The organism is Sinorhizobium sp., from assembly GCF_059070375.1.
In genome coordinates, this window is record NZ_JCACWC010000003.1 from 2,107,501 (window position 1) to 2,131,241 (window position 23,741).

Here is a 23,741-nt window from a genome sequence, read left to right on the forward strand (position 1 = left end):
GGCGCCCGTGGGCGCCCTCAACAGCGGATAGTCAAGTGACCCCCAGCCTTCCGCTGATGTACCGGAACTCCTGCGTCTTGCCTCCATAGCCATAGGCTGCCGCCGGTACCTCATGGACGAGCACGTAGCTTTCGGGATGGACCATCCCGAGAATATCCTCGAAGGCCGCAAAGATCGCTTCGACATAGGCACCAAGTTCCTGCTTCGTATTGGTGCCGTCGACAACCTTGATGTCGAGCCAGAAACTGCTGCTCTGCTGCGAGGCGAGCGACTTTCCGCCCGCGAACCAATGCCGCGGATCGACATAGCTGACGACGACCGCCGTCACCGAGGGGTCCTTGCGAAGATGCGACTGTGTGAGGTCGCTTACCTTTGTTGCTATTTTCGCCGAAAGCTCCGGCTCCGGCTGTCCGGTAACGCTGATGTTGATGATGGGCATCACAGGTTCCTTTCTTCGAAACACCTCGTCAATTTGCCATCGTCGCCACATCAACAAAATCGAATTGTTTCGCAGATACACTTCTGTAAAATTGAAGTATGAATCCGATCGATCCCGAGCTGCTGCGCACTTTTCTCGCCTTCGCCGAGGGCGGCTCGCTTGCAAGAGCGGCAACCGCCGTCAACCGTTCGCCCTCCGCCGTGACGGCACAAATGCAGCGGCTGGAAGCACTGATCGGCGAGCGCCTTCTTGCGCCCGCCGGACGCGGACGCGTGCTCACGCCCGTGGGAGAGGAGCTCGCCGCCCATGCCCGGCGTATTTTGGATGCGCACCGCGACGCCTGGCTCAGCCTCAGGGGCGCGCGCGCCGATGGACGGATCTCCCTCGGCAGCACTCAGGACTTTGCCGATACGATGCTGCCCGGACTGCTGCGCCGCTTCGCGCGTTCCCATCCACGCATTCGCCTGGATTTGAGGATCGGGCGGTCGAAAGAATTGACGGCCGCCTTCGATCAGAACCAGATCGACATTCTTCTTGCCATGCGACAGGCGGCTGCAGATGACGAATTGCTCGTGCTCCGCGAACAGATGCTTTGGCTCGGCTCCGACAGAGGCTTGGCAACGGAAGAAGAGGAGCTCCCCCTCGCCGTGCTCGACCCACCTTGCGGCTTCCGCGCCGCCGCCATATCGTCCCTCGAGAGAACCGGCCGCCGCTTTCGGATCGCGGCAACGAGCCCCAGCCTGTCGGGCCTGCGCGCCGCCGTCTTGAGCGGCATCGCCGTTACGACCCGGACGGAAAGATTTCTCGGCACCGGCATCGAGCGCGCTCCTGCCCATCTCGGCTTGCCATCCCTGCCTCCGGCGGAATTCAGCCTGCGTCTGCGCGCCCGGGCAGAGAAGCCCGCAACCGATCTAGCTGCGCTGCTTGCGAACGAATTGCCGCGCTGATCGGCGCAATTCTGTTGCCAACACATAAAGATATCTTTATATCTTATTGCAGTTCCATTCAGCCGGGAAAATCCGATGTCCGTTGCAGTCCATGCCCTTTCCGATCTCCTCGCCCAGAAGGGCGTCCTGCTTGCCGATGGCGCCACAGGCACGTCGCTCTTCGCCATGGGGCTCGAAGCGGGCGAGGCACCGGAGATGTGGAACGAGACGAAACCGGAAAACATCACCAAGCTGCATCAGGACTTCGTGGATGCCGGCGCCGACATCATTCTCACCAATTCCTTTGGCGGCACACGCCACCGACTGAAGCTTCATCAGGCCGAAGACCGGGTCTACCAGCTCAACAAGCGGGCCGCAGAGATCGCGCGCGCGGTGGCCGACCAGGCGCCGCGAAAGGTCATTACGGCCGGATCCGTCGGCCCAACGGGCGAGCTGCTGATCCCGCTCGGCGCCCTCTCCTATGAAGACGCGGTCGCGGCCTTCGTCGAACAGATCGAGGGCCTGAAAGCCGGCGGCGCGGAGGTCGCCTGGATCGAGACCATGTCCTCTCCGGACGAAATTCGTGCGGCCGCCGAAGCCGCGGCGAAGGTCGGCCTTCCCTATGTCTACACCGGTTCCTTCGACACCGCCGGCAAGACGATGATGGGCCTGCACCCGAAAGACATTCACGGCGTCGCCGCCGATATCGGCGACGGTCCGGTTGCCGTCGGCGCGAACTGCGGCGTCGGGGCGTCCGACATTCTTTCCTCGCTGCTCGACATGACGGCTGCCAGCCCGGAGGCGACAATCGTCGTCAAGGGCAATTGCGGTATTCCCGAATTCCGCGGCTCGGAGATCCACTATTCCGGCACTCCGCCGCTGATGGCCGAATATGCCCGGTTGGCCGTCGACGCCGGCGCCAGGATCATCGGCGGCTGTTGCGGCACCTCCTGCAACCATCTGGCCGCGATGCGGCTCGCGATCGACAATCACACCAGGGGTGAACGCCCCACGCTCGATACGATCGTCGAGAAAATCGGTCCGTTGCGGAACAAATCGGCAAATGAAGGTCCCGCCGCCCCGGCCCGAGAGCGCCGTCGGCGCGCCTAAGGTCATGCCTGCGGAAGCTTCGGCGGCAAAGCCGGAGCTATCCTATTCGACGGGACCAGGGTGAGTGCGCATTTGCGCCGGCGGGGCGTCGCTCGCGCTGGCGCTCACCAAAGCGACATTTTCGCCGAGATCGCAAATCCCGCGCAAAGGTGCCCCGAACCGACCGCGCTCCGTGGAGCAGCCATATTCCGCAGCACTGGCAAATGCCGGGTAGAACTGAAGCGCGGCACCGAGATGACGGGATCCCTCTTCGGAAAAATGCCCATGGTCTTCGAAAAGCGCCACTCCCCTGTCCTCGGTTCTGCAGCGGCCCCCGCCGCAGAGATAATCGGTGAAGCTCACGACCGGATAGTCGCTGGCGATGTCTGCCAGAATCGAGAGTACGTCCCGGTCGTGGGTCCGGACATTCGCAAGTGACGCCCCGCAGTCATCGGCGGAGGTTCCAAGCAGTCGGGCTCGCGCGACGCAAAGGCCGGTATCGCGACCATCCTGCGGCGGCGGCGCGATGACGACCGGCCGAAAGCCATTCTGCCGTAACCATGCGAGGCTTGCCCGATAACTGCCGGTCACGGTCCGAGCGTCCGACGGCACCACTCCCTTACCGTCGAGAAGCATCGTCTCTTCCTCCAAATACTGATTCAGCGGCGAGGACAACACGACATAGCGGATCGACTTGTGCGCCAGAAGGAAGCGCTGCACCTCCCTGTTGTGCTCGATGCACTCCTGCGGCCAAGCGGGCTCGAACTTGGCCTTGATCGGGGCGAGGCCGGCGAGCGGACCGCAATTGTTGTTCGTCAGTTGTACAAGCCGTGCGCCCGGTTCGGAGGCCAGAATGCCATCGACGAGGTGCCTGGCAAAGGAGTCTCCCCAGACGGCAATGACCGGTTCGCTGCTTGTGCCGCATTTCAGGTCGACAACCGCATTGCAATCCTTCCCTATGCCGACGCTCGGCTTGGTGAGGCGGGCAAGCTCGGCATTCCCGGAGGCGAGACCGTCGCTGCCGTCGAGCACCAGGCCAGTCGCAACGGCCATGGACCCCACCGCCGCGACCGTTGCGAAGATCGCCTTCCGCCCGAGACGGGCACGATTGCGAAAGGGACCTTCGACATATCGCCAGCTGAGGTAGGCGAGACCGAAGCAGAGCACGATGAGGCCGGCGTAGCCGGCAGGCGTCACTCCGTCACTCGTGCGCAGGCGCGCAAATGCGAATACCGGCTGATGCCAGAGATAGAGGCTGTAGCTGCAGAGGCCGATCGCAACGAGCGGGCGGGCCGAGAGGCACCTGCCGATCAGCGTGTCGCCGCGAGCGAAAGCGAGAACAAGGGCCGTACCGGCGACGACTGGAACGGTCGCCCAGCCCGGATAATGTTGCGTGTCGGTTGTCGAGAGATAGCTTGCAGCGATGAGGATAAGCCCGCCCCAGGCGAAGCACTCGCGGACGGATCTGGAGAATTCACGATTTGAAACACCCGAGAGAGCGACGGCGGCACCGAGGCCTAGTTCCCAAAAGCGACTGGGCAGGAGATAGAAGTTTGCCGCCGGATCGATGCGCGCGAAAAGCTGCGTCGCGCCGAAGCTCAGAACCGTCGCCGCGACGATCACCTTGAGCCCGGTCGCCTCCGACAGGCGGCGCAGCGAAAGCAGAAGTAGGGGAAAGACGATGTAAAACTGCTCCTCGACCGCAAGGGACCAGGTGTGAAGCAGCGGCATGAGATCGGTGTCGGGCGTGAAATAGTTCGTCTGGTCCCAGAACAAGAAATTGGCCGCGAACAAGTTCGCCGCGTAGAGGCTCTTGCCGAATTCATTCAATTCCTTCGGCAGCATCCACATGAGCGCGAAGGGAATAGAGGCCACACAGACGAACAGAAGCGCTGGCGCGAGGCGTCGTGCACGCCGCTCATAGAAAGCGACGACGCTGAATGCGCCGCTGCGGATCTCCTGGTGAATGAGGCTCGTGATCAGAAAGCCGCTGATCACGAAGAAAACGTCGACTCCCGCGAAACCGCCAGAGATAAAGCCGAAACCGGCATGAAACAGCAGGACGGGTATTACGGCGACGGCGCGCAGCCCGTCGATCTCGGGTCTATAATGCATAATGCGAGGCAGGTATTTCCATGAGGTTGGCGCATCGTTAACACGGTCAATCGGCCGGCGCCACGCCGCCGATCACCTCACGGGCGCCCGCAGCACGTGATGGCGCCAGGCTTCGAGCCCCTCTTCGATGTTCCTGCGGCCGAATCCGACGCGGAAGCGATCCTGCGGGACCGGCAGTAGATCGGAGACGAAAAGGCTCGAAGGAAGCAACAGCACGCCTGATTCCTCGACAAGCCGCCGGCAATGTTCCTCCACGCCGTCTGCCCCGTGATAGCGGGCGAAGCCGACGCAGCCGCCGTCTGGCGCCTGCCACGCGTAGAGATCTGCGAACTCGGCGAAGAAGGCTCCGAGTTTCTCGAGATTTCGCGTGCAGAGCGCGCGATTGCGTTCAAGTATCCGATGGCGCGATTTCAGCGCGATCGTCGCCAGTACCTCCGATGGCCGGGAGTTGCAGATGGAGAGGTAGTGCTTCATGCCTTCCATGCGCTGGAGAAGCGCGCGATCGCGGCAGGCGATCCAGCCGATCCGAAGACCTGGAAGGCCATAGGCCTTGGACATGACGTTGAGCGAAATACCGCGATCGAAGAGTTCGGCCGCCTGCGGCAGGCGCTTCTCCTCATCGCGCTCCAGTCCTCGATAGACCTCATCGCTGAAAAGATGAATGCCGCGCTCGGCGCAGAGCGCCGCGAGCGCGCGAAAGACCGACGGCTCGGCGACAGCGCCCGTCGGGTTATTGGGGAAATTGACCGCGATCAGCTTCGTATTCGGCTGCAACGCCGCCCGGACATCGGCGATATCGATCTGCCAATTGTTCTCGGGACGGAGTGCAACGCCGCTCACCGACGCGGCGAGCGTGACCGGAAGCGTTTCCATCGACTGGTAATTGGGCACGGTGACGATGGCATGGTCCTCGGGACCGAGCGCAGCCAGCATGGCACAGTAGAGCCCTTCCTCGGCACCGGCGAAGCAGAGGATATCTTCCGGCTCCAGCCCCTCATAGGTCGCGGCGATCGCCTTGCGGAGCGCTGGAGCGCCATGGGTCTCGGTATAGCCGAGCGTCAGCCGCTCCCACGCGTCGCGATCGGCGTCGTCGGCGCAGGAAAGCAGCTCCGCCATCGACATGGTTTCGCTGTCGCTCGCGGTCATGTGGTGGCGCGCCGTGAACTCCCAACGCGAGAAATGCGTCTCGAGGCGAAAGGCCGGCAAAGTCGTCATGGTCGTTCTTCCCTTTGAACGCGAGGCTCGCTGCTGATTCAGGCGGCGCCTTCTTCGCGCGCGGCCGAGAGGTAGTTGTAGATGGATGCGCGCGAGGTGCCGATCAGGCTCGCCAGATGGTCGACCGCATTGCGGGTCTTGAAGAGCCCCTGCTCTTCGAGGGCCGCAACCAGTGCCACGCGATCCGGGCGCTTCAAGGCGGAAAGCGCAAGGCCTCTCACCTTTAGCCAAGCGTGCAGCGCTGCATTGATCTCCTCGCGCCAGTCGCGCGAAAACAATGCCGGCGGCCGTGGTTCCGGCGTGCCGGCAAAGGCCGCGAGCAGCCTCACGGCGTCATCGATTCGTGAGACATCGAGATTGATGCAGAGCAGCCCGACGGCATGTCCCTCATTGTTGCGAAGCACCGCCGAAACCGATTTCAGCCGCCGTCCGTCCGCACCCGTCTTCTCATAAGGGCCGAGCACGCAGGCGCCCTCAGCCATGCCGTCCAGGCCATCCTCGATGAGGGAGTCGGTCGCCGCGGTGCGACCGGAAAAGGCGTTCCAGAGAGCCGCAATCTTGCCGGTGGACAGATCGTGCAGAACGACCTCCGCATGCGGGTAAAGCAACGCGCTTATCGCCGCGGCCGAGGGCGCGTGCATAGCAAGACAGGTGGGAAGGCCCGGATCTATATTCATGCATGCATCTGAAACGATTTATACGTTTTGTCAACATTAGACTTATTATACATCATCACGGATCGACGGATCGAGAAGTCAGCGTGGAAACGTCGCGACGACAGCGATGATCGGGCCGAGCGGAAACAGCCGGTCGTGCCGATTGATCTCCGGCGCATAAAGGCTCGAGATCGTTCCGTCGAGAAAGAGCGCATTCGGGCAATCGAGCGCGTCGCGAAACAAAGTCGCGAAATCGTGAAAGCGCACCGGCCGTTTCGACACGGCGAAGACCACCTCCCCGCTGTTCGTCACCCCGACGCCGTTGCGGGTCTTGAGGCTGTCGCTCTCAGGCAGGAAACGGGGATGCAGCGCACCATCGATGACGAGCATCGGACCGGATTGCGTTGCGAAACGCGGCTCGATGCCGGCAAGGCGATAGGCCTCCGCCGCCATGACCCCGGCCTTGCCATCGCCGACATAAAAGACGCCGTTCGGCAGCATGTGAAAGTTGCCCCAACCCGGATTTCTATTGAGCGGCGCCAGTTCCGCACCCTCCTCCACATGCAGCCCGACCGGAGCGAGGTCCTCGTGGTACATGCCGCCGTTCATCGCGAAGACGAGATACTGTTCGCGACGACGAAGTTCGAGCGACAGCGCCCTGAAGGACCTGAACGGCACCCCCGTCTGATCCTTGTTGTAGAGCCGTATGTCGCTCGTCACCGGGTCGAAGCTGCAGGCGAGGTAGGTTTCGCCGAGATGGAGAACATCGCGACAGGCACCGAATGCGGGTGCAGCTAGACCGGCGGATAGAAGGGCGGCGCCGGCGATGAAGGCTCTTGTAAACAGCGGCATCGAACAGACCCGGAGGGAATCATACGACGTAGCATCGCATGGATTGCAGCGGATTTATGCGCGCGCGCGCTGATTAAAGCTCGATCGCCGCCATATGGAAACGCAATTGCCCCGCCGGATAGCGATAGTCGCCCCCCACCGGACAGGCATCGCGGGACAGACAGCCGTGAGCAAGGCAGCCGGTCACCCCTTCTCCGGTTCTCAGATGCCCGCGACAGCGCCCCATATCGAACGTAGCGCCTGCCAAGGCGTCCGCCGGGCAGCCAGAAAGGCAGGGCCGTCCAACACAGCGTTCGCAGGGGTGGCCACCCGCCGGATCGCCCGTCACCGGCATGGCTCGATCGAAGCCCAGCGCGCCGCGATAGCCGTGCCATAGGCCGTAGCGCGGATGAATGAGGATGCCGAGCGGCGACGGCTTCAGCCCCTCGGCACGCATTGCCCATTGCTGGAAGGGCTGCCAAGGGGGATCGGACGGGAAATACGCCGAGGCGCCTGCTGCCGCAGCCGCCGGGCGGATGACCTGCTTCGACCACTTGTCGAGCGGCTCCGCACCGCCGCCGTCCGGTTCGCCTTCGCGCCACCGACTGAAGGACTCCCACACCGAGCCGCCGACATTGCCGATCAGCACCACGCTCGCCGCGGACTTGCCGCCTTCGAGCGTCGGCGCCCCCTCGCCCGGTGCGAAGTTCACGGTTCCGCGCAAAAAAAGACCGTGCGGCGCAAGCGCCGCACGGATGGTTTCAAGCACATCGCTTTCCGATGCGTAAGGAGCCGTCATTTCGGTTTCGGCCCTTGAGTTTCGTAATGCGGGCGCCAGACCTCTTTCTGTATCATATCGGCCACCTGCGCCGCGCCGCCTTGCTCCCTGGCTCGCTCGGGAGCCTTTCAGGTGAAGGCGTCGGGCATCGAGTCCTTCCGCTTGGCGATGAATTCCTTCAGCGCCTCGTCGATTGCCGGGTCGAGATAGGGCGCCTCATAGTTTTCGAGCCACGAGCGGGCGAGCGCGTTGGCGCGCTGTTCGATCCGCTTCTCGCCCTCGATCTCCCACTGCTCGAAGGAGTTGTTATCGGCGAGCGGCGAGCGATAGAAGGCGCTCTGGAAGTTCGCCTGCGTATGTGCACAGCCGAGATAGTGGCTTCCGGGGCCGACTTCGCGGATGGCGTCGAGCGCCTGCGCGTCTTCGGAAAGGTCCACGCCCTCGGCCATCTTCTGCATCATGCCGAGCTGATCCTGGTCGATCATGAACTTCTCGTAGGACGAGACGAGACCGCCCTCGAGCCAGCCGGCTGCATGCAGCACGAAGTTGGTGCCGGCAAGCAGCGTCATGTTCAGCGTATTTGCCGATTCATGTGCGGCCTGCGCATCCGGAACCTTCGAGCCGCAGAGCGAACCGCCGGTACGGAACGGCAGGCCGAGGCGGCGAGCCAGCTGAGCAGCGCCGTAGGAGACGAGCGACGGCTCCGGCGTGCCGAAGGTCGGCGCGCCCGACTGCATCGAGATCGACGCGGCGAAGGTGCCGAACAGCACCGGCGCGCCCTTGCGGATGAGCTGGGTAAAGGCCGCACCTGCGAGCACTTCGGCGAGGATCTGCGTCAGTGTGCCGGCGACCGTGACCGGGCTCATCGCGCCCGACAGGATGAAGGGCGAAACGACGCAAGCCTGGTTATGGCGGGCGTAGACCTTCGCGGCACCGAGCATCGTCTCGTCGAAGACCATCGGCGAGTTCGCGTTGATGAGGTTCAACGTCACCGCATTGTTCTCGACGAAATCGTCGCCGAAAAGGATCTTCGCCATTGCGACCGTGTCTTCGGCGCGCTCGGGCGCGGTGACCGATCCCATGAAGGGTTTGTCGGAATAGCGGATATGGCTATAGACCATATCGAGGTGGCGCTTGTTCACGGCGATGTCGACCGGTTCGCATACCGTGCCGCCCGAAGAGTGCATCGACGGCGCCATATAGGCGAGCTTAACGAAGTTGCGGAAATCCTCGATCGTCGCATAGCGGCGGTTGCCGTCGAGATCGCGCACGAAGGGCGGACCGTAAACCGGCGCGAAGACGGTCGCCTTGCCGCCGATCTGAGCGCTGCGCTCCGGATTGCGCGCGTGCCAGGTAAAATCCTTCGGCGCCGTCTTCAAGAGCTCGCGGCAAAGTCCCTTCGGGAAATGCACGCGTTGACCGCGCACGTCGGCACCAGCGGCCTTCCACAGATCGAGCGCTTCGGCATCATCGCGAAACTCGATGCCGATCTCTTCGAGAACGACCTCGGCGTTGCGTTCGATGAGCTGCAGCCCTTCCTCGTCAAGAACTTCGTATTCGCGAATCCTGCGCTGGATATAAGGCAGAGACGGCCCCGGGCCACCGCCGGTGCGGGAAGCGCGACGCGCTGCCGCTCCCCGCCCCTCGCCACGCGCGCGGCGTCCGCCGCCTTCGGCCGCACCTTGTTCTGTAACGTCGCTCATTCGCTCATTCCTCTTCCCGCGGTGCCCCGCGCATCATGCGCGATGAACGCCGCAACACTTTGATGGGTGGGTGCATACCCCTTTCGCGAGGCTAATCCAGCGGCGGGCATATGCATCCGGTAGTCGATTTGACCTAATGCTACCAAGGCGCCGGACCGGTACGGGTCTTAATGCGCCAACGGCTGGCGCATCTTAGACACTCGTTCTCCGGTCGCTGCCATTGCAGTCGTCTTTCGGCTGCTTCAGATCGGCACCGCGCAAGCGCCACTCTAACGCCTTGAAGTGCTGTATAATTTTGCAGGCGGCAGATTCCGAACCGCGGAATAATGCCGCCGCCGCCGCGTGGGAGCATTTACGCCGGGCGCCGTCGTTTTTCATCACATGCGACGTCGCTTTCAACAAGAGATTTTTAGGTATAGCCCGCTAAGGATTGGGCGACGCGTCCGGATTGCGCCCTCTCTCGTGCCACCCGTGCGAAATGACTGTGCCAGGAACCGAGGAACCCAACTATGGCAGACGATGAAATCATTCTCGAGGACCTTTCCGATGAGGAACTCGTGCAGCAGATGCATGACGACCTCTATGACGGTCTCAAGGAGGAAATCGAGGAAGGGACGCGCATCCTCCTCAAGCGTGGCTGGACGCCTTACGACGTCCTGACCCAGGCTCTGGTCGAAGGCATGCGCATCGTCGGCATCGATTTCCGCGACGGCATTCTCTTCGTCCCGGAAGTGCTCCTTTCGGCCAATGCCATGAAGGCCGGCATGTTCATCCTGCGCCCGTTGCTTGTTGAGACCGGTGCCCCGAAGCTCGGCAAGATGGTGATCGGCACGGTCAAGGGCGACATCCACGACATCGGCAAGAACCTCGTCGGCATGATGATGGAAGGCGCCGGCTTCGACGTCGTCGACCTCGGCATCAACAATCCGGTCGAGAACTACCTCGAAGCGCTTGAGCGTGAGAAGCCGGACATCCTCGGCATGTCTGCCCTGCTCACGACGACCATGCCCTACATGAAGGTCGTCATCGACACGATGAAGGAAAAGGGATTGCGCGACGAATACGTCGTCCTCGTCGGCGGTGCACCGCTCAACGAGGAATTCGGCAAGGCCGTCGGGGCCGACGCCTACTGCCGCGATGCGGCCGTCGCCGTCGAGACGGCAAAGGACTACATGAAGCGCAAGCACAATCAGCTCGCAGCCGGCTGAGACGATCCGACATGAAAAAGCCGGCTGCCCGTGTGAACGAGCAGCCGGCTTTTTTGTTTTTCGGAAAGAGCGTCGCTCTTGCGCTCAGGCCGTCAGTTGGCGGCCTTGGCGACCCGATGGCCGGCTCCCTGTGTCGCGTTTACTGCATTTGCAGTATCCTGTCCTACGCCGCGGATCGTGTTTGCGCAGGAACTCAGGGTTGCCAGCGATATCAAAACGGCTCCGATGGTCGCGATGGATTTTGTCGTCATGACCGTGATTCCTTTGTTGATGCAAGGCGGAATAAAGATGGAAAACGCAACGTCGGCAAGAGAACGTGCACAACCGAAGAAAGTTCATGTCATTGGTTGCGGCGCGATCGCGCGCGAAATTCTTGCCGTCTGCGCGGCCAACGGGCTCGACCACATCGAGCTCAACTGTCTGCCGGCCATCTGGCACAACACGCCGGAAAAGATCACTCCGGGCCTGCGTGAGGCTATCACCCGGGCGCGCGCCAACGGTTTCGAGCGCATCTTCATCGCCTATGCCGATTGCGGCACCGGCGGGCTTATCGACCGCCTCTGCGAAGAGGAAGGGGTGACGCGCATCCCGGGGCCGCATTGCTACTCGTTCTTTGCCGGAAACACGGATTTCGCAGCCCGCTGGGACGATGACATCACAGCCTTCTTCCTGACGGATTTCCTTGCCCGGCAGTTCGAAGCCTTCGTCATCGAGCCGCTCGGCCTCGACCGGCACCCGGAACTGCGCGACATGTATTTCGGCCACTACCGCAAGCTCGTCTATCTCTCCCAGCAGGAGGACGCGGTGTTGCAGGAAAAGGCGCGTCGCGCCGCCGATATTCTCGGGCTCGAATATGAGTACCGCTATACCGGCTATGGCGATCTCACGACATCGCTGATCGAGATTTGATCCCTCTGAGTCGGCGTTTGTGCCGCCCGAGGGAATAGTTGGGCGCCGTCACATGTCCTATCCAATTCACGATGGGAGAGAGACAATGGCCCGCAGATCGACGATACTCGCAGCCGCGATTGCCCTTTTGACACTCGCCGGGTGCATGACAAATCAATCCAGCCGAAACACGATGAACCCTGCCGGAAGCAGTTCCGGCGGCAGCAGCATGGGCAGTTCGGGAGGCGGCAGTTCGGGTTACTGAGCCACACTTCGGCGCGACGCGCTTTTAAGGCCGCCCGTTACCGACGGACGGCCTCGCGACACATCAGTAATACGGCGAATAGCACTGCTGTCTTGGGCCACCATAGGGCTGATAGGAATTGTCCGCAGCGCGGTACGAGCGGTAGCGGTCATAGCACCAGTTGACGTGGCTGGAAGGCAGTCCCGGCGCCGCATAGCGTGGCTCTGCGTAACGCGGCTGGGCGATGGCGCCGCCAATGATCATGCCGGCACCGAAGGCTCCCAGAGGATACCACCAGCCGTCGCTGTGCCGGCGGTAGCCGTGGCGGCGATAGCTGTAGCCGCGATGCCCGTTATACCAGCCGTGACGATGGCCGTGCCGGCGCCAGCCGTGCCGCGGGCGATGTCGGTGACCATGCCAGCCGCGGTGGTCGACCGTCTGCACGTCGCTCGCCTGCGACACCGGAACGGTTGGGAAGGGCATAGCTTGCGCAGGCGCATAGGCGGTGAAAGCCGTCACAGCCGCGAGGAACAGTATCCCAATCTTCTTCATCTCCACACCTATCTGTTCGAATAGGTCAGAGCTTTTGCCGCCGGCCAGGTGAACACGCAGTGAATGCAAGATTCATGATATTCTTAAGGACCATCCGAAGGCCGGTGCACGCCTATTCCCGGTCCTTTGTCGCCGCCGATAAGGCAGGCATTTCGCCGCGCCGGCACAAGCGGCGCGCTCCGCGAACGCAAGGTTCGTATGCGCGATCGTGCAGCGTCGTTTTTGGACATATCGGACGTCGTGGCAAGGTGAGCCACGGCGCGTGGACATGCGCATTGTCGCCCCTATAGGAGAACAGGAATCCGATGGCAGACCGCATTATCGTCTACTGGCGCGATATCCCCGCGCAAGTCATCATCAAGCAGGGCCGCAAGACCGCCAAACGCGAGCTCTCGCTGCGTTTCACCGAGGCGATCGACATGTGCGCCATGCGCACCGGAGCCGCCGAGACCGACGACTACCTCGCCGAATGGCGCAAGGCCGATCCCGTTCCGGTCTCCGACGACCTCGAGGCGGAAGCCGACAGGGCGGCCGCGGAATTGGAAGCCGCCTATGACCGGGAGCGCCTCGTCGCACTCGTCAAGGCCGGAGGCCGGGACAATGCCTGACCCCAAGGTCGTGACCGGCAACGCCCAGTCCGCCAGGAAGGCGGCGACGGGCGCCTATACGCCCCAGGGTGTGTCGCCCAGCCGCCGCTCGCGCCACAAATACACGGTACGTCTCTGGGCCGTGCGCAATTCGCGTTTCCTCGAGTGGTTCTACAACCGTTTCGCCGACATGTTCCTGCTTCTCCATCCGCTTTGGAACGCAATCGGCTACAACCGGGTTGAAAGGCCTGTCACCTTCGTCGAGCGTCACGTCAAGGGCTTCCTGTTCGACTGTCGCATGTGCGGCCAGTGCGCGTTGTCCTCAACCGGTATGTCGTGCCCCATGAACTGTCCGAAACAGCTGAGGAACGGCCCCTGCGGCGGCGTACGCGCAAACGGCAATTGCGAAGTCGAACCTGACATGCCCTGCGTCTGGGTGCAGGCGTGGAAGGGCTCGCAGAACATGGTGAAGGGTGATGCAATCATGAACGTGCAGAAACCGGTCAACCAGTCGCTGCGCGAAACCTCTTCCTGGTTGCGGGTAACGGCCGAGGCCGCGGCCGCCCGCGAAGCGGCGAACAAGGAAGGTCCGCAGCAATGAGTCCGGACATCAATCCCCACGATCCCGGCGCACCGCTCGATCCCCTGCCCGGCCATTCCTCGCGCGGGCGGTTGGAACGCGTGCTGCGCCGCGGCGAGTTCGCAGTGACCGCCGAACTCAATCCGCCGGACAGCGCCGATCCCCAGGACGTCTACGAGCGAGCGGCAGTCTTCGACGGATGGGTGGACGGCATCAATGCGGTCGACGCTTCAGGCGCCAACTGCCACATGTCATCCGTCGGCATCTGCGCGCTCCTGACGCGCATGGGCTATGCGCCGATCATGCAGATCGCCTGCCGCGACAAGAACCGCATTGCGATTCAGGGTGACGTGCTCGGCGCCTCGGCCATGGGTGTCCAGAACATCATGTGCCTCACTGGCGACGGCGTGCAGGCGGGCGACCAGCCCGGGGCCAAGCCGGTTTTCGATCTCGACTGCATGTCCCTGCTCGAGACGGTGCGCATCATGCGCGACAATTCAAAGTTTCTTTCGGGCCGCAAGCTGACGACGCCGCCTCAGGTATTCCTCGGAGCAGCGATCAACCCCTTCGCTCCGCCCTATGATTTCCGCCCCTATCGCCTCGCCAAGAAGATCGAGGCCGGCGCACAGTTCGTGCAGAGCCAGTATTGCTTCGATGTTCCGATGTTTCGCGAATACATGAAGAAGGTGCGCGATCTCGGTCTTCACGAGAAGTGCTACATCCTGGTGGGCGTCGGGCCGATGGCATCCGCCAAGACTGCCCGCTGGATCCGCTCCAATGTTCCGGGCATCCACATTCCGGACAGCATCATCAAGCGGCTCGAGGGCGCACAGGACCAGAAAAAGGAAGGCAAGCAGCTCTGCATCGACATCATGAACGAGGTGAAGGAGATCGAGGGCGTTTCCGGCGTCCACGTCATGGCCTACCGCCAGGAAGAGTATGTTGCCGAAATCGTCCATGAATCAGGTGTCCTGAGGGGCCGCAAACCCTGGACTCGCGAAGCCGCGCCGACCGATGCGCTGGTTGCGGAGCGGCTGGAACATATCCGCGAAGGCAAAGAAGAAAATCAGCAGCAGATGGCCGAGGCCGCTGCGCACCACCCGCATTGAGATAAAGCCGTGAGTCGGCGGCTTTAGCAGAGGATAACCGGCGCTCCTGCTCGTCCAGCGCCTTACAAACACAGAACGGCCCTATTACATAGGCCAACGCTCAAGGTTCAGAGGATCTCATATGACCCGCACCATCGTCGCCTCCGCCACCCGCGAGATCATCATCGGCTTCGACCAGCCCTTCTGCGTCATCGGCGAACGCATCAATCCGACCGGCCGTAAGAAGCTCGCCGCCGAGATGATCGAGGGCAACTTCGACACAGTGATCAAGGATGCGCTGGAGCAGGTTGCCGCCGGCGCGACGATGCTCGACGTCAATGCAGGCGTGACGGCCGTCGACCCGAACGAGACCGAGCCGCCGCTCCTGGTCAAGACTCTGGAGATCGTTCAGGGCCTCGTCGACGTGCCGCTGTCGATCGACAGTTCGGTTACTGCCGCCATCGAAGCCGGCCTGCGCGTCGCAAAGGGCCGCCCGCTCGTCAACTCGGTGACCGGCGAGGAAGAGAAGCTCGAAGCGATCCTGCCGCTCTGCAAGAAATACGACGTTCCGGTGGTGGCGATCTCCAATGACGAGACCGGCATTTCAATGGACCCGGACGTCCGCTTCGCGGTCGCCAAGAAGATCGTCGAGCGCGCCGCCGATTACGGCATCAAGCCGCACGATATCGTCGTCGATCCGCTGGTCATGCCGATCGGCGCACTGGGATCTGCGGGCCAGCAGGTTTTCGCGCTGCTTCGCCGCCTTCGCGAAGAGCTCAAGGTCAACACCACCTGCGGCCTCTCCAACATCTCCTTCGGCCTGCCGCATCGCCACGGCATCAATGCCGGCTTCATCCCCATGGTGATCGGCGCCGGCATGACCTCGGCCATCATGAACCCCTGCCGTCCGCAGGAAATGGAGGCGGTTCGAGCCGCAAACGTGCTTAACGGCACCGACCCGAACTGCACAAACTGGATCATGACCTATCGCGACCACAAGCCGGCCGAAGGCGGCCAGGCCGTCGCTGCTGCGGCCGCACCGGCGGGTGCCGGCGGGCGGCGCGGCGGACGCGCGGCGCGCGCCGGCGTCGCACGGGCGGAGTAAAAATGGCCAGGCACCACTCCTTCGCAAGCGACCTGGCGGCACTCTGGTTTCAGGCACCCATGGTCATTGCCGCGCGTACGCAGGCGATGGCCGTAGCCGCTATCACCGGCTCGGCAACCGACTATGTCGAGGCAAGCCGGATGGTGACCGAAAAAATGGCGGCTGTCGCCGAAAGCGTCGTCGCCGCCAATGTCGCTCTGGTGAAGGAAGGGATGGGTGCGGCCGCGGCACTGGCCGCCGGAAAGCCGGGCTCTGCCGCCGCGCACAACCGGATAGCGGCGGCCGCAGTCCGGCCCTATGCCAAGCGCGTGCGGGCAAACGCCCGCCGGCTCGCGAAATAAACTGCTGGCGAGACAGAAAATGTTGAACGTGCCCTCGAAGGACGAAAAGAACGATCCGCTGGTGCTCTTCATGCCCTCGGGCAAACGTGGCCGTTTCCCCGTCGGTACGCCGATCCTCGACGCCGCACGTTCACTTGGGGTCTATGTCGAAAGCGTCTGTGGCGGCCGCGCCACCTGCGGACGTTGCCAGGTTTCCGTCCAGGAAGGTAATTTCGCCAAGCACAAGATCGTTTCGTCCAACGACCATATCTCGCCGATTGGTCCCAAGGAGCAGCGTTACGCGAGCGTGCGCGAATTGCCTGACGGGCGGCGGCTGTCCTGTTCGGCCCAGATTCTCGGCGATCTCGTCATCGACGTGCCGCAGGACACCGTCATCAACGCACAGGTGGTGCGCAAGGCCGCAACCGACCGCGTGATCGAGCGCAATGCGGCGGTGCAACTGTGCTATGTCGAGATCGACGAACCGGACATGCATAAGCCGCTCGGCGATCTCGATCGGTTAAAGGTCGTCCTGGAAAAAGACTGGGGTTGGAAGGACCTTCTGATCGCCCCCCACCTGATCCCCCAGGTACAAGGCATATTGCGCAAGGGCAATTGGGCGGTGACTGCGGCGATCCATCGCGACATGGACTCCTCGCGTCCCTTCATTGTCGCTCTCTGGCCGGGGCTGAAGAACGAGGCCTATGGCGTCGCCTGCGACATTGGCTCGACGACGATTGCGATGCATCTCGTATCGCTGCTCTCCGGACGCATCGTGGCCTCCTCCGGCACATCGAATCCGCAGATCCGCTTCGGTGAGGATCTGATGAGCCGCGTCTCCTATGTGATGATGAATCCGGATGGCCGCGAGGCGATGACCAAAGCGGTACGCGAAGCGTTGAACGGCCTGATCGGCAAGGTCTGCGCCGAGGGCGAGGTCGACCGCCGCGACATTCTCGACATGGTCGTCGTCGCCAATCCGATCATGCATCACCTGTTCCTCGGGATCGACCCGACGGAGCTCGGCCAGGCGCCATTCGCACTGGCCGTCTCCGGCGCCCTGCAATATTGGGCGCACGAAATCGACATCGAGGTCAATCGCGGCGCGCGCCTCTATATGCTCCCGTGCATCGCCGGCCATGTCGGAGCGGACGCCGCGGGTGCGACGCTTTCCGAAGGGCCGCATCGTCAGGATAAGATGATGCTGCTCGTCGATGTCGGCACCAATGCCGAGATCGTGCTCGGCAACAGGGAGCGCGTCGTGGCCGCCTCATCGCCGACCGGACCGGCCTTCGAGGGGGCCGAGATCTCCTCCGGCCAACGAGCCGCACCCGGAGCGATCGAGCGCGTTCGCATCGATCCCGAGACGCTGGAGCCGCGGTTCCGGGTGATCGGCGTCGACAAATGGTCGAATGAAGAAGGTTTCGCCGAGGCCGCTGCGGCAGTCGGTGTCACAGGGATCTGTGGCTCGGCGATCATCGAAGTCGTCGCGGAGATGTACCTCACCGGCATCATTTCGCAGGACGGCGTCGTCGACGGCGCAATGGTCGCGAAGAGCCCGCGTATCATCCCGAACGGCCGCACCTTCTCCTATCTGCTCCACGAAGGCGAACAGCGCATCACCGTGACGCAGAACGATATCAGAGCGATCCAGCTCGCCAAGTCCGCGCTCTATGCCGGCATCAAGCTGCTCATGGAGAAACAAGGTGTCGATCACGTCGACACGATCCGGTTTGCCGGTGCCTTCGGCTCCTTCATCGATCCGAAATATGCCATGGTGCTCGGACTGATTCCCGATTGCGACCTCACCGAAGTGAAGGCGGTCGGCAATGCCGCCGGCACAGGCGCGCTGATGGCGCTCCTCAATCGTGGTCACCGCCGCGAGATCGAGCAAACAGTGAGGAAAATCGAGAAGATAGAGACGGCGCTTGAATCGAAGTTTCAGGAGCATTTCGTCAACGCCATGGCGATGCCGAACAAGGTGGATGCCTTCCCGAAACTCGCCGAAGTGGTTACCCTGCCGGCGCGCAAGGCACTGATTGACGACGGTGGCGAAGGGGGCGGCCGCAGACGGCGACGCAGCAGGGAGTAGCCCCCGCCTCTCTCACCGCTTCGAATAGCCGGACCTTGTGTCGACGGCCGAGGAGATCCGATGAAAAGCGGCCGCAATCCTGGACGAATCGTCATTCTCAACGGGGCGCCGCGGTCCGGCAAGTCGAGCATAGCCGAGGTGATCCAGGAGACATTCGACGGGCCATGGATGAACCTTGGCGTCGACACTTACATGGAGCGAGTAATGCCTCGCCGCTACCTGCCGGGTATCGGGTTGCGGCCCGGCGGTGAATTGCCTGAAATCGAAGCGCTCGTACCCCTATTCTATGCTGCCCTCTACGAGTCCGTTGCCGCGCATAGCCGGCTGGGTCTGAACGTTGTCGCCGATGTCGGGCATCACGAGGCCTATGGCGAACCACGCCATATCCTCCCCGACTGCGCTCGGCGGCTTCTCGGCCTTCCCGTCCTCTTCGTCGGGGTGCGGTGTCCGGTTGAGACGATAATGGAGCGGCGCAATCGCGGCCAGCTCGGCCGCGAAGGCGGTTACCTCACCGGCAGCGAGGCGGAGCCTGTTCCGCGCCAGGTGCTCGCCTGGCAGCGAGAGGTGCATCGCCCCGGTATCTACGATCTCGCAGTCGACACGTCCATGATGACGCCTGACGAATGCGCCGCGCTCATCCGCAAACGGCTCGAAGCAGAGCCCCTGGCTCCGACAGCATTCCAACGGCTGGCCAGAATGGCCAGCATTTCGCAGCCGGATTAAAGTCTGTTGAGAGTCGCGATATCCGCGGCGGCTTGTTTCATGTCAATGTGCTTGTCACAAGGATCCAGCCGACCAAGTCCTTGGGCAGGAAGAACGCTTCCCGCGCCGATTGCAGTCCCCATATACGCTTTATGGGCCGATCGGTCGGCAGAGCCAGCCATAGGTTCTAATGGCGCATGATGACCGGGAACGGTGAACTCAAGCTGCTGCCATCTCCACATAGGACGCCAACAGGCCGCCCCAGCCGTTTTCCGAATTGAAAATACCGCGCATTTCCTCGGCCTTCACGCCGTAATTTTCGAGATGGCGGTGCTCGAGAATGACGGTTGTGCCACCTTCCCCATTTGGCTCGAACAGGATCTCCACTTCGGTATGCAGGCCGGGATCGTAGTCGAAATCGGCGTTGAGCTGCCAGTCGAAGAGAATTCGGTTCGGTCGGTCGCACGCGATGACACGCCCCCACTCGCATTCTTCTCCCGCGTTGCCGATCTCGTACCAGCGGCCACCCGCGACGGCCTCTACCACAACCGTCTTTTGACCGGACTGCGTGAGGCTGTGGCCCTTGATCCACCACGTCCCCATTCCGCTGACGAAAATGTCGAACGCCTGCTGCGGCGATGTAGGCACGATAACCGACTTGCGGACCGGTGCCGGCTCGATCATGTTCATGAGGTCTCCTCCCGTGAGATCGCGACAGAGTTACTCTTCGGCTTCTTCAGACCACTCGGCCGCCTCGACCGCCTGCTTGAATGCGGCGAGTTGATCATCCCAGAATCGGTCGAGCCATTTCCTGAGTGACCCCAGTCCGTTGGGATCGATCGAATAGATTCGCCGCGCACCCGACGGCACGTCGCGCACGAGATGTGCCGCCTTCAGTATCTTCAAATGCTGTGAGATTGCCGGCTGTGAAACCGGCATCGCCCGGGCGATCTCGGCGACCGACTGCCGCCGCTCAGCCACCTTCTCGAAGATGGCACGGCGCGTTGGATCGGCGAGTGCAGCAAAGGCTTTATCCTGGTCATAAGTCACAGCTTATTATAAGCCATAACTTATGATCGTCCACCCCGGTTTCGCGCGGCATTTGCTTCCCGAATCGTTTGGCGGTCCCGGGACGCCGCTTGCGGAATTATGCCGCCTGCATCTGCAGCTCGGCGAAGGCAGCGCGAACATGCTCCGCGACCGCCAGAACCGGCGCCGGCGCATCTTCGATGACCTTGAGGCCGATGTTGTAGTGACCTAGATCCGGCAGGCCGTCACGCTCGCCGAGCTGGACCATCTCGCCTTGGACGAGATAGCGCGGCAGCGGCGCGATCGCGAGCCCGGCGAGAACAGCCGCACGCTGTCCGGTCGTATAGGCGCTCAAAAAGGCGACGCGGAACTTGCGGCCCGCACGCGACAGCTTCTCGACCGCATCGGCACGCCAGACGCAGCCGTCCTCCCACATGGAAACCGGCAGAGGATCGCGCAGATGCGCGTTCCCGCATTTCGCACCTGCCCAGACCAATTTCTCCTGCATCAGGATTTCTGCGCCCCTGGCAGAGTCCTCGGAAAGGCTGTTGAACACGGCGATGTCCAGCCGATGCTCGTCGACCCGCTTGCGCATCGCGTTGCTCATGCCGATCGAAACGTCGATGGTGACGTTCGGATACGTCTCGGCAAACCGCTTCAATACATCAGGCAGAATTCGCTCGCCGACATCCTCCGGCGCACCGACCCGCACCACACCGTTCATGTCGGGCAACAGGAAGCGGGACACCGTCTCGTTGTTGAGCGATAGAAGCCGCCGGGCATAGCCGAGCAGGAGTTCGCCCTTCGGCGTCAGCGACACCGAGCGGGCGTCGCGCAGGAACAACGTGCAGCCGAGCATTTCCTCGAGCTTCTTGATCTGCATCGAAACGGCCGAAGGCGTGCGGTAGACCGTCTCCGCGGCGGTCGTGAAGTTTCCGGTCTCGGCAATGGCGACGAAAGTCTTGAGCACGTCCATTTCGAGCAGCGGAAGCGCGTGGCGCATCATCATGTTCATGGCGGCATCCTAGATCAGAAAAACTGAAAGATAACTTAACTTCATTTCGTTTGATTGAACATCACGCATGCGCGATAGTCAAGCTTCCAAGGGACGGAAACGCCCTGAACCAGAAGGAGAAGGCTATGTCCGCTCTGATGTTGGCGATCGATAATGGCGCCCCTGACGAAAGACCGGGCCCGAGTGCCGCGCCCACCGGCCGGGCGCCCAGGCAGGCTCGAACCGTCGATGAAGGGGACATCATTCTGGCGATGCTGTGGCATGCCCGATCTCTTATCGAACGGATTGCCGAACGGCGTCGTGCCGGCAATCTAGTCAGGAATCGGGTGGAAACACGCCGCCAATTGGCGAGACTGCCAGCTAGGGTCCGAAACGACCTGTTACCCGCGGAACAGCAACCGATCAGAGCATCCGATAGAACGACTAAAGCAGGCGAAATCAATCACGGGGTTTGATGAATCGCATCAAACATATTCGTTTGAATGATCAATCGCGTTGCACCATAACGTCCATGGTCGCGACCTTTTGAGGAACTCAGAAGGAACCAGCTATGTCTCTGAACGAGCATTTTTCATCCGCATCGAGCCCGGGTCTCGCAGCCCTGCCCGGACTTTTCAACCTGCGGGCACGTGCCTGGGCCGCCTGGAAGCGACACCGCAACGAACGTGTCCTGGAGAACCTCTCCTATGACACGTTGAAGGATATCGGCTTCCCCTCCGTCGATGATGCAGTGCATAAGACGGATCAATGAATAAAGACTGCAGATGCCATCCTCCCGGCATTGACCGCAAGACCAGACTATAAGGGCATTCCCGCAACGGAATGCCCTTTTTGTTTCGAAAAGCGCCAAGCACTTGGCGCCAGCAAGTGCTCCCTACTCGAAGAATCCCTTCGGCGCCTTGCCCTTCAGAAAAGGTTCGACGAACGCATGAAGCAGCTCGGGCTGGCTGATGACGGCGGTGTGCGACGTCGCCGGGAGGACGGCAAGTCGAGAGGCGGGCAGTGGTTTGCCCATGTCGCCCATGACGCCCCCGCCGAGCAGCCGGAACAGAGCGACCGAATGTTCGAGCGTCGCCACGTCCGCATCGCCGGTGATGATCAAAACCGGGGTTTTCAATGTCCTGACGTCCGCTTCCCATGCCATCGGCTCCTTCTCCAGCGCGATCAGTTTCCTGACGAGCTCGGGGAAGCCGTCGGGATTGGCTGCTAGCTTGCGATAGTCCTCGGCAAACGGCATGTTGACGAACATCTCGACCGACATCTGGGGAATGAAGGCCTTGAACGCCGGCTGCCAGCCCTCGGCATCATAGGCCACGGAGGCGGCGGCGAGCTTGTTGACTTTTTCCGGATGGCGAATGGCAAGCTGCAGACCGGCAGCCGCACCCATCGAGTAGCCGAAGACATCGGCCTTTTCGATCTTCACGGCATCCATGAAGGCTGCGACGTCATCGGCAAGATTGGGATAGGTGATCGGCCGGTCGATATCCGTGGTGCGGCCGTGGCCCTGAAACTCGATCGCATAGACCTTGTGGGTCTCGGCGAGCTTCGGGATAATGGCACCCATCGAAGGGATGTTCATGTAGGCGCCATGCAGCACGATGAGCGGGTCGCCCTCGCCCGAGACTTCGTAATACATTTCCATGCCGTTGACCTTGACCCGATCGCCCGCCGGTTCGGATCGGGCAAGCGTGGCGCCCGCAACGAGCAGCGTCGCGGTAATCAGGGCGGTGCGGAACATCGTTCTTCTCCTCGGTTTGGGACCGGCCTGTGCCGGTTTCGATGATAAGACGAGCGAGGCTCCCGCTCCCCGACATGAGCAACACAATTTTTGCAGCGCTACGCAACCTGTGACTGCCTTTACCCGGACGACCCCCTCGCCTCCTGGTAATATTTGCGGCTGGCATCAGTGGCATGTTTTTGCTTTTGTAAAAGCGGTCCGTGTCGAGAGTTCCCCAGTAGATCGGTAATCCTCATGAGTGAAAGTGAAGCCCAATTGCCGGTGATCCATTTTGCGGACGCAAAGACCTTCGAAACGTGGATCGCGGAGCAAGGACCTGATTGCAAGGGGCTTTGGGTGAAATTCGCCAAGAAGGCGTCCGGGATAGCGACCATCACGCCGAGGGAGGCGCTCGATGTGGCGCTCTGTTACGGCTGGATCGACGGTCAGCGTATTGGATCCGACAGCGACTTTTACCTGAACAAATACACGCCGCGCCGTGCGCGCAGCCGATGGTCGCAGGTGAATTGCGCTCGGGCGACCGAATTGATCGCCGAGGGGCGCATGATGCCGCGCGGCCTTGCCGAAGTTGAACGCGCCAAGAACGACGGCCGGTGGGATGCCGCCGCGCCACCGCCGAGCAAGGCGACCGTGCCCGACGATCTTCACCATGCGCTTGCGCAGAACGCAGCGGCTAAGATGCTGTTCGACGAACTCGACAGCCAAAATCGCTACGCAATCCTATTTCGCATTCACGATGCGAAGAAGACCGAGACGCGGGCTGCGCGCATCGAAAAATATGTCGGCATGCTTGCCCGCGGCGAGACGCCTTACCCACGACGCAAGGCGCGATAGATCGATC

Annotated in this window: 26 protein-coding genes; 13 read left to right on the forward strand and 13 right to left on the reverse strand. The window is 62.1% G+C overall.

The annotated features are described in order from the left end of the window. Positions 1-31: 31 nt before the first annotated feature. Positions 32-439, reverse strand: coding sequence for a tautomerase family protein (locus AC5J09_RS22210; protein ID WP_275597763.1), 408 nt, complete (start codon positions 437-439; stop codon positions 32-34). Between the two features lie 98 nt (positions 440-537). Here AC5J09_RS22210 and AC5J09_RS22215 point away from each other — a divergent pair, with 98 nt between their 5' ends. Both AC5J09_RS22215 and bmt read left to right on the forward strand, forming a co-directional pair. Beyond that, positions 538-1,386, forward strand: a complete 849-nt coding sequence (locus AC5J09_RS22215) for a LysR substrate-binding domain-containing protein (RefSeq protein WP_275599855.1) — start codon at positions 538-540, stop codon at positions 1,384-1,386. Between the two features lie 75 nt (positions 1,387-1,461). Then, positions 1,462-2,475 carry a betaine--homocysteine S-methyltransferase gene (gene bmt, locus AC5J09_RS22220; RefSeq protein ID WP_275597762.1) on the forward strand — a complete coding sequence of 338 codons (1,014 nt, stop codon included), beginning with the start codon at positions 1,462-1,464 and terminating at the stop codon, positions 2,473-2,475. Between the two features lie 42 nt (positions 2,476-2,517). On the opposite strand, the gene AC5J09_RS22225 is transcribed toward bmt, so the two are convergent. From AC5J09_RS22225 to AC5J09_RS22250, 6 genes are all read right to left on the reverse strand, one after another. Next, the gene (locus AC5J09_RS22225) at positions 2,518-4,569 is read right to left on the reverse strand and encodes an acyltransferase family protein (protein WP_494298497.1); all 2,052 of its coding nucleotides are present in this window, start codon (positions 4,567-4,569) and stop codon (positions 2,518-2,520) included. Between the two features lie 72 nt (positions 4,570-4,641). Beyond that, complete coding sequence (locus AC5J09_RS22230; RefSeq protein WP_411934130.1) at positions 4,642-5,784, reverse strand: aminotransferase class I/II-fold pyridoxal phosphate-dependent enzyme; 1,143 nt, start codon at positions 5,782-5,784, stop codon at positions 4,642-4,644. Between the two features lie 38 nt (positions 5,785-5,822). Next, a complete protein-coding gene (locus AC5J09_RS22235; RefSeq protein WP_275597759.1) occupies positions 5,823-6,461 on the reverse strand; it encodes a helix-turn-helix transcriptional regulator in 639 nt (212 codons plus the stop codon). 78 nt (positions 6,462-6,539) lie between these two features. Further along, the gene (locus AC5J09_RS22240; protein WP_494298498.1) at positions 6,540-7,292 is read right to left on the reverse strand and encodes a phosphodiester glycosidase family protein; all 753 of its coding nucleotides are present in this window, start codon (positions 7,290-7,292) and stop codon (positions 6,540-6,542) included. A gap of 73 nt (positions 7,293-7,365) precedes the next feature. Continuing rightward, a complete protein-coding gene (locus AC5J09_RS22245; protein WP_494298499.1) occupies positions 7,366-8,070 on the reverse strand; it encodes a ferredoxin in 705 nt (234 codons plus the stop codon). A gap of 107 nt (positions 8,071-8,177) precedes the next feature. Continuing rightward, positions 8,178-9,752 carry a trimethylamine methyltransferase family protein gene (locus tag AC5J09_RS22250; protein WP_018095268.1) on the reverse strand — a complete coding sequence of 525 codons (1,575 nt, stop codon included), beginning with the start codon at positions 9,750-9,752 and terminating at the stop codon, positions 8,178-8,180. A 509-nt stretch (positions 9,753-10,261) separates the two neighbouring features. Here AC5J09_RS22250 and AC5J09_RS22255 point away from each other — a divergent pair. Continuing rightward, a complete protein-coding gene (locus tag AC5J09_RS22255) occupies positions 10,262-10,960 on the forward strand; it encodes a corrinoid protein (RefSeq protein WP_013844598.1) in 699 nt (232 codons plus the stop codon). Positions 10,961-11,052: 92 nt separating this feature from the next. Here AC5J09_RS22255 and AC5J09_RS22260 read toward each other — a convergent pair whose 3' ends face one another. Then, complete coding sequence (locus tag AC5J09_RS22260) at positions 11,053-11,211, reverse strand: entericidin domain-containing protein (RefSeq protein WP_440854040.1); 159 nt, start codon at positions 11,209-11,211, stop codon at positions 11,053-11,055. A 37-nt stretch (positions 11,212-11,248) separates the two neighbouring features. On the opposite strand from AC5J09_RS22260, the gene AC5J09_RS22265 reads away from it, so the two are divergent. Continuing rightward, positions 11,249-11,869, forward strand: coding sequence for a DUF1638 domain-containing protein (locus tag AC5J09_RS22265; RefSeq protein ID WP_275597757.1), 621 nt, complete (start codon positions 11,249-11,251; stop codon positions 11,867-11,869). A 307-nt stretch (positions 11,870-12,176) separates the two neighbouring features. On the opposite strand, the gene AC5J09_RS22270 is transcribed toward AC5J09_RS22265, so the two are convergent. Beyond that, positions 12,177-12,644 (reverse strand): BA14K family protein, encoded by a 468-nt coding sequence (locus AC5J09_RS22270; protein WP_275597756.1) that lies wholly within the window; start codon positions 12,642-12,644, stop codon positions 12,177-12,179. A 305-nt stretch (positions 12,645-12,949) separates the two neighbouring features. Here AC5J09_RS22270 and AC5J09_RS22275 point away from each other — a divergent pair, with 305 nt between their 5' ends. The 7 genes from AC5J09_RS22275 (at position 12,950) to AC5J09_RS22305 (ending at position 19,139) form a co-directional block, all read left to right on the forward strand. Beyond that, a complete protein-coding gene (locus tag AC5J09_RS22275; protein ID WP_003530676.1) occupies positions 12,950-13,252 on the forward strand; it encodes a virulence factor in 303 nt (100 codons plus the stop codon). Further along, a complete protein-coding gene (locus AC5J09_RS22280) occupies positions 13,245-13,832 on the forward strand; it encodes a methylenetetrahydrofolate reductase C-terminal domain-containing protein (protein WP_275597755.1) in 588 nt (195 codons plus the stop codon). The genes AC5J09_RS22275 and AC5J09_RS22280 overlap by 8 nt, the downstream gene beginning before the upstream one ends. Continuing rightward, entirely contained in the window at positions 13,829-14,920 is a 1,092-nt protein-coding gene (locus tag AC5J09_RS22285) for a methylenetetrahydrofolate reductase (RefSeq protein WP_018095274.1), read from the forward strand. Before AC5J09_RS22280 ends, AC5J09_RS22285 begins: the two co-directional genes overlap by 4 nt. 121 nt (positions 14,921-15,041) lie before the next feature. Next, a complete protein-coding gene (locus tag AC5J09_RS22290) occupies positions 15,042-16,004 on the forward strand; it encodes a methyltetrahydrofolate cobalamin methyltransferase (protein WP_100673765.1) in 963 nt (320 codons plus the stop codon). A gap of 2 nt (positions 16,005-16,006) precedes the next feature. After that, positions 16,007-16,345: a hypothetical protein gene (locus tag AC5J09_RS22295; RefSeq protein ID WP_018095276.1), complete on the forward strand. Its 339-nt coding sequence runs from the start codon at positions 16,007-16,009 to the stop codon at positions 16,343-16,345. A 19-nt stretch (positions 16,346-16,364) separates the two neighbouring features. Continuing rightward, positions 16,365-18,416, forward strand: coding sequence for an ASKHA domain-containing protein (locus AC5J09_RS22300; protein ID WP_379943099.1), 2,052 nt, complete (start codon positions 16,365-16,367; stop codon positions 18,414-18,416). Between the two features lie 60 nt (positions 18,417-18,476). Then, positions 18,477-19,139, forward strand: coding sequence for a phosphotransferase-like protein (locus AC5J09_RS22305; protein ID WP_494298500.1), 663 nt, complete (start codon positions 18,477-18,479; stop codon positions 19,137-19,139). A gap of 198 nt (positions 19,140-19,337) precedes the next feature. On the opposite strand, the gene AC5J09_RS22310 is transcribed toward AC5J09_RS22305, so the two are convergent. The 3 genes from AC5J09_RS22310 to AC5J09_RS22320 all read right to left on the reverse strand — a co-directional run bounded on the left by AC5J09_RS22310 (position 19,338) and on the right by AC5J09_RS22320 (position 21,162). After that, the gene (locus tag AC5J09_RS22310) at positions 19,338-19,808 is read right to left on the reverse strand and encodes an SRPBCC family protein (protein ID WP_494298501.1); all 471 of its coding nucleotides are present in this window, start codon (positions 19,806-19,808) and stop codon (positions 19,338-19,340) included. 30 nt (positions 19,809-19,838) lie between these two features. Continuing rightward, on the reverse strand, positions 19,839-20,168 hold the full coding sequence (locus AC5J09_RS22315; RefSeq protein ID WP_494298502.1) for an ArsR/SmtB family transcription factor: 330 nt from the start codon (positions 20,166-20,168) through the stop codon (positions 19,839-19,841). Positions 20,169-20,265: 97 nt separating this feature from the next. Next, positions 20,266-21,162, reverse strand: a complete 897-nt coding sequence (locus AC5J09_RS22320; protein ID WP_437409168.1) for a LysR substrate-binding domain-containing protein — start codon at positions 21,160-21,162, stop codon at positions 20,266-20,268. Between the two features lie 550 nt (positions 21,163-21,712). Here AC5J09_RS22320 and AC5J09_RS22325 point away from each other — a divergent pair. Continuing rightward, a complete protein-coding gene (locus tag AC5J09_RS22325; RefSeq protein WP_494298503.1) occupies positions 21,713-21,913 on the forward strand; it encodes a hypothetical protein in 201 nt (66 codons plus the stop codon). A gap of 123 nt (positions 21,914-22,036) precedes the next feature. Here AC5J09_RS22325 and AC5J09_RS22330 read toward each other — a convergent pair whose 3' ends face one another. After that, positions 22,037-22,900 carry an alpha/beta fold hydrolase gene (locus AC5J09_RS22330; RefSeq protein ID WP_494298504.1) on the reverse strand — a complete coding sequence of 288 codons (864 nt, stop codon included), beginning with the start codon at positions 22,898-22,900 and terminating at the stop codon, positions 22,037-22,039. 234 nt (positions 22,901-23,134) lie between these two features. Between AC5J09_RS22330 and AC5J09_RS22335 the strand changes: the two genes are divergently transcribed. After that, a complete protein-coding gene (locus AC5J09_RS22335) occupies positions 23,135-23,734 on the forward strand; it encodes a YdeI/OmpD-associated family protein (protein WP_100673772.1) in 600 nt (199 codons plus the stop codon). The last annotated feature ends 7 nt before the right edge of the window (positions 23,735-23,741 follow it).

Excerpts from the sequence above, each read along its gene's own strand:
- AC5J09_RS22325 (WP_494298503.1), top strand. The coding sequence starts at position 21,713 with ATGTCTCTGAACGAGCATTTTTCATCCGCATCGAGCCCGGGTCTCGCA.
- AC5J09_RS22320 (WP_437409168.1), bottom strand. The coding sequence starts at position 21,162 with ATGAACATGATGATGCGCCACGCGCTTCCGCTGCTCGAAATGGACGTG.
- AC5J09_RS22260 (WP_440854040.1), bottom strand. The coding sequence starts at position 11,211 with ATGACGACAAAATCCATCGCGACCATCGGAGCCGTTTTGATATCGCTG.
- AC5J09_RS22265 (WP_275597757.1), top strand. The coding sequence starts at position 11,249 with ATGGAAAACGCAACGTCGGCAAGAGAACGTGCACAACCGAAGAAAGTT.
- AC5J09_RS22300 (WP_379943099.1), top strand. The coding sequence starts at position 16,365 with ATGTTGAACGTGCCCTCGAAGGACGAAAAGAACGATCCGCTGGTGCTC.
- AC5J09_RS22295 (WP_018095276.1), top strand. The coding sequence starts at position 16,007 with ATGGCCAGGCACCACTCCTTCGCAAGCGACCTGGCGGCACTCTGGTTT.
- AC5J09_RS22210 (WP_275597763.1), bottom strand. The coding sequence starts at position 439 with ATGCCCATCATCAACATCAGCGTTACCGGACAGCCGGAGCCGGAGCTT.
- AC5J09_RS22310 (WP_494298501.1), bottom strand. The coding sequence starts at position 19,808 with ATGAACATGATCGAGCCGGCACCGGTCCGCAAGTCGGTTATCGTGCCT.
- bmt (WP_275597762.1), top strand. The coding sequence starts at position 1,462 with ATGTCCGTTGCAGTCCATGCCCTTTCCGATCTCCTCGCCCAGAAGGGC.
- AC5J09_RS22270 (WP_275597756.1), bottom strand. The coding sequence starts at position 12,644 with ATGAAGAAGATTGGGATACTGTTCCTCGCGGCTGTGACGGCTTTCACC.
- AC5J09_RS22290 (WP_100673765.1), top strand. The coding sequence starts at position 15,042 with ATGACCCGCACCATCGTCGCCTCCGCCACCCGCGAGATCATCATCGGC.
- AC5J09_RS22330 (WP_494298504.1), bottom strand. The coding sequence starts at position 22,900 with ATGTTCCGCACCGCCCTGATTACCGCGACGCTGCTCGTTGCGGGCGCC.
- AC5J09_RS22225 (WP_494298497.1), bottom strand. The coding sequence starts at position 4,569 with ATGCATTATAGACCCGAGATCGACGGGCTGCGCGCCGTCGCCGTAATA.
- AC5J09_RS22285 (WP_018095274.1), top strand. The coding sequence starts at position 13,829 with ATGAGTCCGGACATCAATCCCCACGATCCCGGCGCACCGCTCGATCCC.
- AC5J09_RS22235 (WP_275597759.1), bottom strand. The coding sequence starts at position 6,461 with ATGAATATAGATCCGGGCCTTCCCACCTGTCTTGCTATGCACGCGCCC.
- AC5J09_RS22215 (WP_275599855.1), top strand. The coding sequence starts at position 538 with ATGAATCCGATCGATCCCGAGCTGCTGCGCACTTTTCTCGCCTTCGCC.
- AC5J09_RS22240 (WP_494298498.1), bottom strand. The coding sequence starts at position 7,292 with ATGCCGCTGTTTACAAGAGCCTTCATCGCCGGCGCCGCCCTTCTATCC.
- AC5J09_RS22335 (WP_100673772.1), top strand. The coding sequence starts at position 23,135 with ATGAGTGAAAGTGAAGCCCAATTGCCGGTGATCCATTTTGCGGACGCA.
- AC5J09_RS22245 (WP_494298499.1), bottom strand. The coding sequence starts at position 8,070 with ATGACGGCTCCTTACGCATCGGAAAGCGATGTGCTTGAAACCATCCGT.
- AC5J09_RS22305 (WP_494298500.1), top strand. The coding sequence starts at position 18,477 with ATGAAAAGCGGCCGCAATCCTGGACGAATCGTCATTCTCAACGGGGCG.
- AC5J09_RS22275 (WP_003530676.1), top strand. The coding sequence starts at position 12,950 with ATGGCAGACCGCATTATCGTCTACTGGCGCGATATCCCCGCGCAAGTC.
- AC5J09_RS22230 (WP_411934130.1), bottom strand. The coding sequence starts at position 5,784 with ATGACGACTTTGCCGGCCTTTCGCCTCGAGACGCATTTCTCGCGTTGG.
- AC5J09_RS22250 (WP_018095268.1), bottom strand. The coding sequence starts at position 9,752 with ATGAGCGACGTTACAGAACAAGGTGCGGCCGAAGGCGGCGGACGCCGC.
- AC5J09_RS22280 (WP_275597755.1), top strand. The coding sequence starts at position 13,245 with ATGCCTGACCCCAAGGTCGTGACCGGCAACGCCCAGTCCGCCAGGAAG.
- AC5J09_RS22255 (WP_013844598.1), top strand. The coding sequence starts at position 10,262 with ATGGCAGACGATGAAATCATTCTCGAGGACCTTTCCGATGAGGAACTC.